The 12,619-nt window shown below is 66.6% G+C and carries 12 protein-coding genes; 6 read left to right on the top strand and 6 right to left on the bottom strand.

Annotation, left to right across the window (positions count from 1 at the left end):
* The first annotated feature begins 106 nt into the window (after positions 1-106).
* The 3 genes from prpC to prpF all read left to right on the top strand — a co-directional run bounded on the left by prpC (position 107) and on the right by prpF (position 5,213).
* Positions 107-1,267, top strand: a complete 1,161-nt coding sequence (gene prpC, locus ACIPK7_RS19525; RefSeq protein ID WP_401089637.1) for a 2-methylcitrate synthase — start codon at positions 107-109, stop codon at positions 1,265-1,267.
* A gap of 14 nt (positions 1,268-1,281) precedes the next feature.
* A complete protein-coding gene (gene acnD / locus ACIPK7_RS19520; RefSeq protein WP_401089746.1) occupies positions 1,282-3,891 on the top strand; it encodes a Fe/S-dependent 2-methylisocitrate dehydratase AcnD in 2,610 nt (869 codons plus the stop codon).
* Positions 3,892-4,025: 134 nt separating this feature from the next.
* Positions 4,026-5,213 (top strand): 2-methylaconitate cis-trans isomerase PrpF, encoded by a 1,188-nt coding sequence (gene prpF / locus ACIPK7_RS19515; RefSeq protein ID WP_192431743.1) that lies wholly within the window; start codon positions 4,026-4,028, stop codon positions 5,211-5,213.
* Positions 5,214-5,329: 116 nt separating this feature from the next.
* Here the strand turns inward: prpF and ACIPK7_RS19510 are convergent, their stop codons facing one another.
* From ACIPK7_RS19510 to ACIPK7_RS19500, 3 genes are read right to left on the bottom strand one after another with little or no spacing between them, the layout of a single operon-like run.
* Complete coding sequence (locus tag ACIPK7_RS19510; protein WP_081517264.1) at positions 5,330-5,920, bottom strand: LON peptidase substrate-binding domain-containing protein; 591 nt, start codon at positions 5,918-5,920, stop codon at positions 5,330-5,332.
* 18 nt (positions 5,921-5,938) lie between these two features.
* Positions 5,939-6,652, bottom strand: coding sequence for an LrgB family protein (locus ACIPK7_RS19505; RefSeq protein ID WP_081517263.1), 714 nt, complete (start codon positions 6,650-6,652; stop codon positions 5,939-5,941).
* Entirely contained in the window at positions 6,652-7,014 is a 363-nt protein-coding gene (locus ACIPK7_RS19500; RefSeq protein ID WP_045217069.1) for a CidA/LrgA family protein, read from the bottom strand. Before ACIPK7_RS19500 ends, ACIPK7_RS19505 begins: the two co-directional genes overlap by 1 nt.
* Before the next feature lie 179 nt (positions 7,015-7,193).
* Between ACIPK7_RS19500 and ACIPK7_RS19495 the strand changes: the two genes are divergently transcribed.
* The 3 genes from ACIPK7_RS19495 to ACIPK7_RS19485 all read left to right on the top strand — a co-directional run bounded on the left by ACIPK7_RS19495 (position 7,194) and on the right by ACIPK7_RS19485 (position 10,145).
* Complete coding sequence (locus ACIPK7_RS19495) at positions 7,194-7,649, top strand: MaoC family dehydratase (RefSeq protein WP_045217066.1); 456 nt, start codon at positions 7,194-7,196, stop codon at positions 7,647-7,649.
* A gap of 93 nt (positions 7,650-7,742) precedes the next feature.
* Positions 7,743-9,473, top strand: a complete 1,731-nt coding sequence (locus tag ACIPK7_RS19490) for a C13 family peptidase (RefSeq protein WP_401089634.1) — start codon at positions 7,743-7,745, stop codon at positions 9,471-9,473.
* 30 nt (positions 9,474-9,503) lie between these two features.
* Positions 9,504-10,145 carry an oxidoreductase gene (locus ACIPK7_RS19485; protein ID WP_401089632.1) on the top strand — a complete coding sequence of 214 codons (642 nt, stop codon included), beginning with the start codon at positions 9,504-9,506 and terminating at the stop codon, positions 10,143-10,145.
* A 174-nt stretch (positions 10,146-10,319) separates the two neighbouring features.
* Here the strand turns inward: ACIPK7_RS19485 and ACIPK7_RS19480 are convergent, their stop codons facing one another.
* Genes ACIPK7_RS19480 through mpl form a run of 3 tightly spaced genes read right to left on the bottom strand, consistent with a single transcriptional unit; the run spans position 10,320 to position 12,581 of the window.
* Positions 10,320-10,607 carry a YceK/YidQ family lipoprotein gene (locus ACIPK7_RS19480; protein WP_024764688.1) on the bottom strand — a complete coding sequence of 96 codons (288 nt, stop codon included), beginning with the start codon at positions 10,605-10,607 and terminating at the stop codon, positions 10,320-10,322.
* Complete coding sequence (gene ubiX / locus ACIPK7_RS19475; RefSeq protein WP_081517259.1) at positions 10,597-11,226, bottom strand: flavin prenyltransferase UbiX; 630 nt, start codon at positions 11,224-11,226, stop codon at positions 10,597-10,599. The genes ACIPK7_RS19480 and ubiX overlap by 11 nt, the downstream gene beginning before the upstream one ends.
* Positions 11,227-11,228: 2 nt before the next feature.
* Positions 11,229-12,581 carry a UDP-N-acetylmuramate:L-alanyl-gamma-D-glutamyl-meso-diaminopimelate ligase gene (gene mpl, locus ACIPK7_RS19470; RefSeq protein WP_401089630.1) on the bottom strand — a complete coding sequence of 451 codons (1,353 nt, stop codon included), beginning with the start codon at positions 12,579-12,581 and terminating at the stop codon, positions 11,229-11,231.
* Between the last annotated feature and the right edge of the window lie 38 nt (positions 12,582-12,619).

The following is a 12,619-nucleotide window of genomic DNA, read 5'->3' as shown; positions in this document are numbered from 1 at the left end:
GGGTGCATAACGCCACAGGCGTTATCCGCCGACCAGATTCGAACCGAAACCCCGGCCCATGCCGGGGGACAAGAACAAGCAACCGGATTTGATGAGGAGACACGCGATGAGCGCTACCGCAGAAACCACCACCGGCTTCAAGCCGAAGAAGTCCGTGGCCCTGAGTGGCACCGCCGCTGGCAACACCGCCCTGTGCACCGTCGGCCGTACCGGCAACGACCTGCACTACCGCGGCTATGACGTCCTGGACTTCGCCAACCGCTGCGAATTCGAGGAAATCGCCCACCTGCTGGTCCACGGCAAGCTGCCCAACGCCGCCGAACTGGCCGGCTACAAGGCCAAGCTGAAAGCCCTGCGCGGCCTGCCGGCCGGCGTGAAGGCCGCCCTGGAAACCCTGCCGCCCTCGGCCCATCCGATGGACGTGATGCGCACCGCCGTGTCCGTGCTCGGCTGCCTGTCGCCGGAGAAGGACGACCACAACCATCCGGGCGCCCGCGACATCGCCGACAAGCTGATGGCTTCGCTGGGTTCGGCGCTGCTCTACTGGTACCACTTCAGCCACAACGGCAAGCGCATCGACGTCGAGACCGACGACGACTCCATCGGCGGCCACTTCCTGCACCTGCTGCACGGCGAGAAGCCCCGCGAGTCGTGGGTGCGCGCCATGCACACCTCGCTGAACCTGTACGCCGAGCACGAGTTCAACGCCTCCACTTTCACCTCCCGCGTGATCGCCGGCACCGGCTCGGACATGTTCTCTTGCATCGCTGGCGCCATCGGCGCGCTGCGCGGCCCGAAGCACGGCGGCGCCAACGAAGTGGCCTTCGAGATCCAGAAGCGCTACGACAATCCGGACGAAGCCGAGGCTGACATCCGCGCCCGCGTCGAGAGGAAGGAAGTCGTGATCGGTTTCGGCCACCCGGTCTACACCGTGTCCGACCCGCGCAACAAGGTGATCAAGGAAGTCGCTCACCAGCTGTCGAACGAGCAGTCCAACACCAAGATGTATGACATCGCCGAGCGCCTGGAAAGCGTGATGTGGGAAATCAAGAAGATGTTCCCCAACCTCGATTGGTTCAGCGCCGTGAGCTACCACATGATGGGCGTGCCCACCGCGATGTTCACCCCGCTGTTCGTCATCGCCCGCACCGCTGGCTGGTCCGCCCACGTCATCGAGCAACGCATCGACGGCAAGATCATCCGCCCGAGCGCCAACTACACAGGCCCTGAAGACCTGAAGTTCGTGCCGCTCAAGGACCGTAAATAACTATGAACGCCACCGTGAACAGCCAATTCCGCAAGCGCCTGCCCGGCACCGCGCTGGATTACTTCGACGCCCGCGAGGCGGTCGAGGCGATCCAGGCCGGCGCCTGGGACAAGCTCCCCTACACCTCCCGAGTGCTGGCCGAACAGCTGGTGCGCCGTTGCGAGCCGGCGGACCTGACCGCCTCGCTTGAGCAACTGGTCTACCGCAAGCGCGACCTCGACTTCCCTTGGTACCCGGCGCGCGTGGTCTGCCACGACATCCTCGGCCAGACCGCGCTGGTCGACCTCGCCGGCCTGCGTGACGCCATCGCCGAGCAAGGCGGCGACCCGTCCAAGGTCAACCCGGTGGTGCCGACCCAGCTGATCGTCGACCACTCGCTGGCCGTGGAAGCCGCCGGTTTCGACCCGGATGCGTTCGAGAAGAACCGCGCCATCGAGGATCGCCGCAACGAGGATCGCTTCCACTTCATCGACTGGACGAAAACCGCGTTCAAGAACGTCGACGTGATCCCGGCCGGCAACGGCATCATGCACCAGATCAACCTGGAGAAAATGAGCCCGGTGATCCAGGCGCGCGGCGGCATCGCGTTCCCCGACACCTGTGTCGGCACCGACTCGCACACCCCGCACGTGGACGCCCTGGGCGTGATCGCCATCGGTGTCGGCGGCCTCGAAGCCGAGACCGTGATGCTCGGCCACCCGTCGATGATGCGCCTGCCCGACATCGTCGGCGTGAAGCTCACCGGCAAGCGCAAGCCGGGCATCACCGCCACCGACATCGTCCTGGCGATCACCGAGTTCCTGCGCAAGGAGCGCGTGGTCGGCGCCTACGTCGAGTTCTTCGGCGAGGGGGCGGACAGCCTGTCCATCGGCGACCGCGCGACCATCTCCAACATGTGCCCGGAATACGGCGCCACCGCCTCGATGTTCTACATCGACGGCCAGACCATCGACTACCTCAAGCTCACCGGCCGCGAGCCCGAGCAGGTGGAGCTGGTGGAGAACTACGCCAAGACCCTCGGCCTGTGGAGCACCGCCCTGGAAACCGCCGAGTACGAGCGCGTGCTGGAGTTCGACCTGGGCGGCGTCGTGCGCAACATGGCCGGCCCGTCCAACCCGCACCGTCGCCTGCCGACGTCGGCACTGGCCGAGCGCGGCATCGCCGACGAAGCCAAGCTACAGGAAGGCAAGGGTGAAGAAGCCCAGGGCCTGATGCCCGACGGCGCGGTGATCATCGCCGCCATCACCAGCTGCACCAACACCTCCAACCCGCGCAACGTCATCGCCGCCGGCCTGGTGGCGAAGAAGGCCAACGCGCTGGGCATGATCCGCAAGCCGTGGGTGAAGACTTCCTTCGCGCCGGGTTCGAAGGTCGCCAAGCTGTACCTGGAGGAAGCCGGCCTGCTGCCGGAGCTGGAGAAGCTCGGCTTCGGCATCGTCGCCTATGCCTGCACTACCTGTAACGGCATGTCCGGCGCGCTGGACCCGGTGATCCAGAAAGAGATCATCGACCGCGACCTGTACGCCACCGCCGTGCTTTCGGGCAACCGCAACTTCGACGGGCGTATCCACCCCTACGCCAAGCAGGCCTTCCTCGCCTCGCCGCCGCTGGTGGTCGCCTACGCCATCGCCGGCACCGTGCGCTTCGACATCGAGCAGGACCCGCTGGGCACCGACAGTCAAGGCAACCCCGTCACCCTGAAGGACCTCTGGCCGTCTGACGAAGAGATCGACGCCATCGTCGCGGCAAGCGTGAAGCCCGAGCAGTTCAAGCAGGTCTACATCCCGATGTTCGACCTGGGCAGCGTGCAGGAAGCGGAAAGCCCGCTGTACGACTGGCGCCCGATGTCCACCTACATCCGTCGCCCACCGTACTGGGAAGGCGCGCTGGCGGGCGAGCGCACGCTCAAGGGCATGCGTCCGCTGGCGATCCTGCCGGACAACATCACCACCGATCACCTGTCGCCGTCCAACGCTATCCTGCTGGACAGCGCAGCCGGCGAATACCTGGCGAAAATGGGCCTGCCGGAGGAGGACTTCAACTCCTATGCCACCCACCGCGGCGACCACCTGACCGCCCAGCGCGCCACCTTCGCCAACCCGCAGCTGGTCAACGAAATGGCCGTGGTCAACGGGGAAGTGAAGAAGGGCTCGCTGGCCCGCGTCGAGCCGGAAGGCAAGGTGATGCGCATGTGGGAAGCCATCGAAACCTACATGAACCGCAAGCAGAACCTGATCATCGTCGCCGGCGCCGACTACGGCCAGGGCTCGTCCCGCGACTGGGCGGCCAAGGGCGTTCGCCTGGCGGGCGTGGAAGTGATCGTGGCCGAAGGCTTCGAGCGCATCCACCGCACCAACCTGGTGGGCATGGGCGTGCTGCCGGTGGAGTTCAAGCCGGGCACCACCCGCCTGACCCTGGGCCTGGACGGCACCGAGACCTACGACATCAAGGGCGACATCTCGCCGCGCTGCGACCTGACCCTGGTGGTCAATCGCCGCAACGGTGAAGTGGTCGAAGTCCCGGTCACCTGCCGCCTGGACACCGCCGCCGAAGTGAAGGTGTACAACGCCGGCGGCGTGCTGCAGCGCTTCGCCAAGGACTTCCTCGAGTCGTCCGTGGCGTGACGTAACGGCTCCGGCACGCCTCTCGGCGTGTCGGATCGAACCCTGTAGGAGCGGGCCATGCCCGCGATCGGCCTCCGCGCGGGGATGTCGCGGGCATGGCCCGCTCCTACAACTGATCTGTCAGGACGTACCCCATGCCCCACGTACCCCAAGTGAAGATCCCCGCCACCTACATCCGCGGCGGCACCAGCAAGGGCGTGTTCTTCCGCCTGCAGGACCTGCCCGAGCGCTGCCAGGTGCCGGGCGAAGCGCGCGACAAGCTGTTCATGCGTGTGATCGGCAGCCCCGATCCGTACAGCGCGCACATCGACGGCATGGGCGGCGCGACCTCCAGCACCAGCAAGTGCGTGATCCTGTCGAAAAGCACCCAGCCGGACCACGACGTCGACTACCTCTACGGGCAGATTTCCATCGACAAGGCCTTCGTCGACTGGAGCGGCAACTGCGGCAACCTCTCCACCGCCGCCGGCTCCTTCGCCATCCACGCAGGTCTCGTCGATCCGTCGCGCATCCCGGACAACGGCACCTGCGTGGTGCGTATCTGGCAGGCCAATATCCAGAAGACCATCATTGCCCACGTGCCGGTCACCAACGGCCAGGTGCAGGAAACCGGCGACTTCGAACTGGACGGCGTGACCTTCCCCGCCGCCGAGATCGTGCTGGAGTTCCTCGACCCGTCCGACGACGGTGAAGACGGCGGCGCCATGTTCCCCACCGGCAACCTGGTGGACGACCTGGAAGTCCCCGGCATCGGCACCTTCAAGGCGACCATGATCACCGCCGGCATCCCGACCATCTTCGTCAACGCCCAGGACATCGGCTACACCGGCGCCGAGCTGCGCGAAGCGATCAATGGCGACCCCGAGCAACTGGCGCGCTTCGAGAAATTCCGCATCGCCGGCGCCCTGCGCATGGGCCTGATCAAGACCCCGGAAGAAGCCGCGACCCGCCAGCACACGCCGAAGATCGCCTTCGTCGCGCCGGCCAAGGACTACGTGACCTCCAGCGGCAAGCAGGTGAAAGCCGGCGACGTCGACCTGCTGGTACGCGCGCTGTCCATGGGCAAGCTGCACCACGCCATGATGGGCACCGCCGCCGTGGCCATCGGCACCGCCGCTGCCATCCCCGGCACCCTGGTGAACCTTGCCGCCGGCGGTGGCGAGCGTAGCGCGGTGCGCTTCGGCCACCCCTCCGGCACCCTGCGCGTAGGCGCCGAGGCGAAACAGGTGAACGGCGAATGGACCGTGACCAAGGCCATCATGAGCCGCAGCTCGCGCATCCTCATGGAAGGCTGGGTTCGGGTGCCGGGCGATTCGTTCTAAGCGCTCGCTCTGCCCGTAAAAGCACAAGGCCCGCATTCGCGGGCCTTGTGCTTCTGCGGACCAATCGGCGCGCCGATGTATCCCTGTAGGAGCGGAGTGCAGGGTGAGCCGACGTGTCAGGCAACGAAGTCGCCCTGCAACTGCTCCAGCAGTACCTGGATGCGCGCCAGGCGCACGGTGGGGTCGTCCATCTCCAGCAGCACCTGCTTCTGGTCGCGCTCGAAGGGCAGCAGGTAGGCGAGCTGGCAGGCCAGTGCCTGCTGGCCGTTGACCTCCCCGCCCATCTCCAGCGCGGAAACCATCGGGTGCATGGACAGCGCCTCGAGCAGCGCGGCAAGGTCGTCGTGCTCCTTGGTCAGCGGCTGATCGGGTTGCTCGTCCAGCCACTCCACTTCGGCCACCGTCAACTGGTCCGTCTGCACGTTGGCGGAGAGCACGCGGAAGCGCCGCCCACCTTCGACACGGATGCCCAGCAGGCCGTTGGGGCGTTGCTGCCAGTCACGGATATGCGCTTCGCAGCCGACCAGGCTGTAACGCTCCGGCGCATCGCCGACCTCCTCACCCTCGACGATGGCCACCACGCCGAATCCGCCGTTCTGCTTCATGCAACGGCCGATCATGTCCAGGTAACGCGCCTCGAAGATCTGCAGGTCGAGGCGGCAGCCGGGAAACAGCACGGTGTTGAGGGGGAACAGCGGGAAACTCATGGACACTCCGTCGATTCGTCAGGCGATCAGCGCTACCGCCAACGGTAGCAGCACAGCGGTGGCCACGCCCATCAGGCTCATGGCCAGGGCGGCGAAGGCTCCGCATTCCTCGCCCTCCTGCAGGGCGCGGGAGGTGCCCACGGCGTGGGCAGTCATGCCCAGCGCCATACCCTGCGCAGCCGGGTGATGCACACCGCAGCGGCGCAGCAGCTCCGGGCCGAGGATGGCGCCGAGCACGCCGGTGATCAGCACGAACACCGCCGCCAGGGCCGCCACGCCGCCGATCTGGCTGGCCACCAGCATGGCGATCGGTGAGGTCACCGACTTGGGCGCCAGGCTCATCAGCAGCTCGTGGTCGACGCCGAACAGCCAGCCCAGGCCGATGCCCAGTGCGGTGGCGAACAGGCCGCCGACCAGCAGGGTGATCAGGGTCGGCCAGAACAGCTGGCGGATGCGCTTGAGGTTGAGGAACAGCGGCACCGCCAGCGCGACGGTAGCGGGACCGAGCAGGATGGTCAGCACCTTGGCGCTGTTGCTGTATTCCGCGTAGTCGATGCCGCAGGCCAGCAGTACCGCGATGACCATCAGCATCGACACCAGCACCGGCTGCAGGAACACCCAGCGCGTGCGCTCGTAGGCGGCCAGGGCCAGCTGGTAGGCACCCAGGGTGACGCCGACGCAGAACAGCGGATGGTGGATGACGGAGTTCAGCGCGCCTTGCCAGTCGAACATCACGCGCCCTCCTTCTGCTTGCGCTGGCGGTCGATGAGCTTCTGCATCAGCCAGCCGGCGAACACGAAGGACACCAGCAGCGACAGCGCCAGGGCGCCGGCGATGGCCCAGAAGTCCGCGGCGATCTGCTTCGCGTAGGCCATCACGCCCACCGCCGCCGGCACCAGCAGCAACGGCAGGTAGCGCAGCAGCGAGGCGGCCGCCTCGTTCACCGGCTTGCTCACCTCGCCGTTCCACACCAGGAAGGCGAACAGCAGCACCAGCCCAATGATGGGGCCGGGAATCATGTGCAGGATGAGAGCATTCAGGCCCGTGCCGAGCAGTTGGAACAGCACCAGCCAGGTCAGGCCGCGTAGCAACATCAGGGAACATCTCCAGCGCAAGGAGCCGCCATTATGCCCGCCCGGCGACCGCTATGGCTCGGCATTCGCCCAAAGCATGAATGCCGCTGCGGCTTGACCGGCCGCGGACCCCATGCTGATCTGTTGTCGGACTCTTACGCAGGCCGCATTAGAAGAACAACGATATCCCCGGAGGAAACATGGCATTCGTACCCGTAAGCGCACTGAAGGACTACATCGGCAAGGACCTGGGCCATTCGCAGTGGATCACCGTCGATCAACAGCGCATCAACCAGTTCGCCGAGTGCACCGAGGACCACCAGTTCATCCACGTCGACCCGGAAAAGGCGAAGAAGACGCCCTTCGGCGGCACCATCGCCCACGGTTTCCTGTCGCTGTCGCTGATCCCCAAACTCTGCGAGGGCCTGCTGGTCCTGCCGGAGAACCCCAAGATGGTGGTCAACTACGGTCTCGACAGCGTGCGCTTCATCCAGCCGGTACCGGTGGATTCGCGCGTGCGCCTGCAGGTGACCATCACCGACATCACCGAGAAGAATCCCGGCCAATGGCTGATCAAGGCCCGCTGCACCCTGGAGATCGAAGGCCTGCCCAAGCCGGCCTACATCGCCGAATCGCTGAGCCTGTGCTTCGTCTGACGGCTCTGGCACAGCGCTGAGAAAAAAGCCCGCGTCCGCGGGCTTTTTTACGTCACACTCACTCTGCGCCCCACCGTCGATTCGAGAGTCCCGATGCCACGCCAACTCCTGCCCTTGAGCCTTGCCCTGCTCCTGACTGCCTGCGGCGAAGGCGAACCGCTGACGCCCCCGGACGCCCGCCTGCCCGACGGCGCGCGCTACCGTGGCGAGCTGGTGAACGGCCAGTTGCAAGGGCCCGGGCGGCTGGATTACAGCAACGGCGCCTGGTACGAGGGCGGCTTCGACAAGGGCCTGCAGAGCGGCCAGGGCAAGTGGAACGACGGCAACGGCACGAGCTATGAAGGCGAGTTCCGCGACGGCCTGTTCGAAGGGCGTGGCCGCCTGCAGTACGCCGACGGCAGCTTCTACGAGGGCCAGTTCAAGCGCGGCGAGTTCGACGGCGAAGGGCGGATTTCCCAGGGCGGCACCACCTACAGCGGCGGCTTCCGCAAGGGTCGCTACGAGGGCCTGGGCAGCCTCGAACAAGCCGATGGCACCCGCCACCAGGGCGCCTTCGCCCGTGGCGAAGCCAACGGTGAGGGCGCCCGCCGCGACAGCCTCGGCAACCAGTACAGCGGCCCGTTCAAGAACGGCGTGCTCGAAGGCAAGGGCATCTTCCGCGACGACGCGGGCGACCAGTACGCCGGCGAGTTCCGCAACGACCAGTTCGACGGCACCGGACGCTTCCAGAACGCTGACGGCGATGTCTGGTTCGGTCGCTTCAAGGCCGGCGCGCTGAGCGGGCCGGGCGAGTTCATCGGCGCCGATGGCAGCCGCTACAAGGGCGACTTCCGTTTCTGGCGCTTCGACGGCCAGGGCACCCTGACCAGGGCCGACGGCCAGACCTACAGCGGCGGCTTCGCCCGTGGCGAGTACTCCGGCGCCGGCACCCTCACCCGCCATGACGGCAGCGTGCAGAAAGGCACCTGGAGCGCCGGCCAGTTGCGCCAGGACGCCGCCGGCAAAACACTGCCCAATCCGCTGGAAGTCGGCTTGCTGGAACAGGGCGCCATGCTGGAGAAAGCCCTGGCCGCCGTCCCGCAGTCCACCCCGGCAATCGAGCTCTACGGCGTCAGCCTGGGCGGCGACGGCAAGCAGAGCGTGTTCCTGCGCGAGGCCGACTACGTCGCCAACCTGCTCGGTGATCGCTTTGGTGCGCGCGGCGTGGTGCGCCTGGTGAACCACCGCGATCACCTCGCCGACCGTCCCATGGCCACCCGCGAAACCCTCGCCCGCACCCTGCGCACCATCGCGCAGCGCAGCGGCCCGGAAGACCTGGTGTTCATCTACCTGACCAGCCACGGCTCCCATGACCACCAACTGGTGCTGGACATGCCCGGCCTGAAACTCGACGACCTGCCAGCCAGCGAACTGGTCACGCTGCTCGCTCCGCTCAAGGACCGCACCAAGGTGCTGGTGATCTCCGCCTGCTACAGCGGCGGCTTCATCCCCGCGCTCAAGGACGACAAGACCCTGATCATGACCGCCGCGCGCAGCGACCGAGTGTCCTTCGGTTGCTCCGAGGAGGCCGACTTCACCTACTTCGGCGATGCGCTCTTTGCCAAGGCCTTCCAGCAGACCGACGACCTCAGGCAGGCGTTCATGCTGGCCAGCGCCACCGTGGCCAAGCGCGAGAAGGAGGAAGAGTTCGAGCCATCGGAACCGCAACTCTGGGCGCCGGATGCGGTCATTACTCGCTGGCAGGCCCTGCGTGCGCAACAGACGCACGGAACCCTGGCGCTCGGCAGCAACGATGCGCAGGCAAAAGGACAGGGCGAGAACTAAGCTGGAAGGTGTGTCAGAGGGGAAACACAGATGTACTCGAAACCGACGAATATCCTGCTAGCTGGCGCCACCGGCCTGACCGGTGAGCATCTGCTCGACCGCATGCTCAACGAGCCCACGGTCAAGCGCGTCATCGCCCCGGCCCGAAGGAAGCTGGCGGAGCACCCACGCCTGGAAAACCCGGTCGGTCCGCTGGCCGAACTCATCCCGCACCTGCTCCAGCCGGTAGACACGGTGTTCTGCTGCCTGGGTACCACGCTCAAGGAGGCCGGCTCGGAGGAGGCGTTTCGCAGCGTCGATTTCGACCTGCCGCTAGCCCTGGGCGAGCGCGGCCTGGCCCTCGGCGCGCGGCACTACATAGTGGTCAGCGCGCTGGGAGCGGACAGCAAATCGTCAATTTTCTACAGCCGGACCAAGGGTGAGCTGGAAGACGCCCTGCGCCAACAGGGCTGGCAGCAACTGACCATTGCTCGGCCGTCGCTGCTGCTGGGCCAGCGGGAGGAAGTCCGCCTGGCCGAACTGCTCGCCGCACCCTTCTCGCGCATCCTGCCGGGCAAGCTGCACGGCATCGAAGCCATCGCCCTGGCCCGCGCGCTCTGGCGCTTGGCCCTGGAAACCGGCGAGGGCACCCGCATCGTCGAGTCGGACGAACTGCGCAAGCTGGGTAAATAACCTCCCGCAGACGCAGGGCGTACAACCGCCCGCGGTTGTGCGCCGATGCGCCTGCTTTTCGTAGGAGCGAGCTTGCTCGCGAACCTCCCAAGCCCCTGGATGTGCAGCTGTTCAGCGACGCGCCAGTTCGCGAGCAAGCTCGCTCCTACAGGGGAAGGTCCAGCGTGAGGCAGTTCAATTGCCGCCCCACACCTGCAAACCGACGCCCAGCTCTGCAGCAATCGACAGCGGCAGCAGCAAGGTGTCCAGCAGCGCACTGCCGGGCAGGTCGAGGCCAGGGTAGGCCGGCGCGTCGGTGCCGAAGTGGTCCTTCGGGCAGCAGCCGCCATTGAGCGAATACCAGTCCAGCCGGGTGCCGGCATAGATCAGCGGGTCGCCGGGGCGGCTGTCGTTGAGGGTCTTCACGGTGGCGCAACCGCCCAGTTGCAACAGCAGCAGGGCGGCGAGGAGCTTATTCGTCACTGACAAGATGGTGTTCGCCCCAGCGCGGCAGCATGTCCTGGGGAATGCCCAGTTGATTGAGGATGCGCGCGACGACGAAGTCGATCAGGTCATCGACTGTCTGCGGCTGGTGATAGAAGCCCGGAGCGGCCGGCAGGATTACCGCGCCCAGGTTGGACAGCTTGAGCATGTTCTCCAGGTGGATGCTGGAGAACGGCGCCTCGCGCGGCACCAGGATCAGCTGGCGGCGCTCCTTCAGCGCCACGTCGGCGGCGCGTTCGATGAGGTTGTTGCAGGCGCCGGTGGCAATCGCCGAGAGCGTCCCCGTCGAGCAGGGCACCACCACCATCGCACTCGGCGCGCCGGAACCGGAGGCCACCGGGGCCATCCAGTCTTCCTTGCCGTAGACGCGAATCTGACCCGGCGCGGCGCCGGTGTATTCGCTCAGGAAAGCCTGCATCGCCTGCGGTTTGCTCGGCAGGGTCACGTCCGTCTCGGTAGCCACCACCAGTTGCGCGGCCTTGGAGATCAGGAAGTGTACCTCGCGGTCTTCCTGTACCAGGCAGTCGAGTAGGCGCAGGCCGTACTGGGCGCCCGAGGCGCCGGTCATGGCGAGGGTGACGCGTTCGGCTCCGGCCATGTTCAGCCCTCCAGCGCCTGGGCCAGCTTGCCGTGCAGGCCGCCGAATCCGCCGTTGCTCATGACCACCACCTGGGTGCCCGGCGCGGCGATGGCTTTCACACCCTCGATGATGGCTTCCAGCGAATTGCACACTTGCGTCGGCACGGTGGAACTGGCGACGGTGGCGGCCAGGTCCCAGCCGAGGTTGGGCGGCGCGTACCAGAACACGTTGTCGGCCTGGACAACGGACTCCGGCAAGCCGTCGCGGTGGGCACCGAGCTTCATGGAGTTGGAGCGCGGCTCGACCACGGCGATCACCTTGGCATCGCCGACGCGCTTGCGCAGGCCGTCGAGGGTGGTGGCGATGGCGGTCGGGTGGTGGGCGAAGTCGTCATAGATGGTCACGCCGTTGACCTCGGCGACTTTCTCCATGCGCCGCTTGACGCTCTTGAAGGCCGACAGCGCGGCGCAGCCCAGCTCAGGCACCACGCCGACATGGCGGGCCGCCGCGAGGCAAGCCAGGGCGTTGGCGACGTTGTGCTGGCCGGTCAGTTCCCAGTCCACGATGCCCTGGGCCTTGCCGTCGAACAGCACCTCGAAGTGCGAGCCGTCCTCGCTGAGCAGGCGCGCCTGCCACTGGCCGCCTTCGCCGGTGGTCTGCACCGGCGTCCAGCAGCCCATGTCGATCACGCGCTTGAGTGCGGTCTCGGAGGTCGGATGGATGACCAGGCCTTCGCCGGGGATGGTCCGCACCAGGTGGTGGAACTGCCGCTCGATGGCCGCGAGGTCGGGGAAGATGTCCGCGTGGTCGAACTCCAGATTGTTCAGGATCGCCGTGCGCGGGTGGTAATGGACGAACTTGGAGCGCTTGTCGAAGAAGGCGCTGTCGTACTCGTCGGCCTCGACCACGAAGAACGGGGTGCCGCCCAGGCGCGCAGAGACGCCAAAGTTCTGCGGCACGCCGCCGATCAGGAAGCCCGGACTCATGCCGGCGTGTTCCAGCACCCAGGCCAGCATGCTGCTGGTGGTGGTCTTGCCGTGGGTGCCGGCGGCCGCCAGGACCCAGCGGCCCTGCAGCACGTGGTCGGCCAGCCACTGCGGGCCGGAGACGTAGGGCAGGCCCTTGTTCAGCACGTATTCCACTGCCGGGTTGCCGCGCGACAGCGCGTTGCCGACCACTACCAGGTCCGGTGCCGGCTCCAGGTGCGCGGGATCGTAGCCCTGCATCAGCTCGATGCCCTGGGCTTGCAGCTGGGTGCTCATGGGCGGGTAGACGTTGGCATCGGAGCCGGTCACGCGGTGGCCCAGTTCCTTGGCCAGGACGGCCAGCGATCCCATGAAGGTGCCGCAGATGCCGAGGATGTGGATATGCATGCAGACTCCTGCAATCAAGCCTTTCAAGGCGCTTCGAA

Source organism: Pseudomonas sp. NPDC086581, assembly GCF_044746165.1.
Lineage (GTDB): Bacteria > Pseudomonadota > Gammaproteobacteria > Pseudomonadales > Pseudomonadaceae > Pseudomonas.
This window is presented reverse-complemented; position numbering and strand designations above follow the sequence as displayed.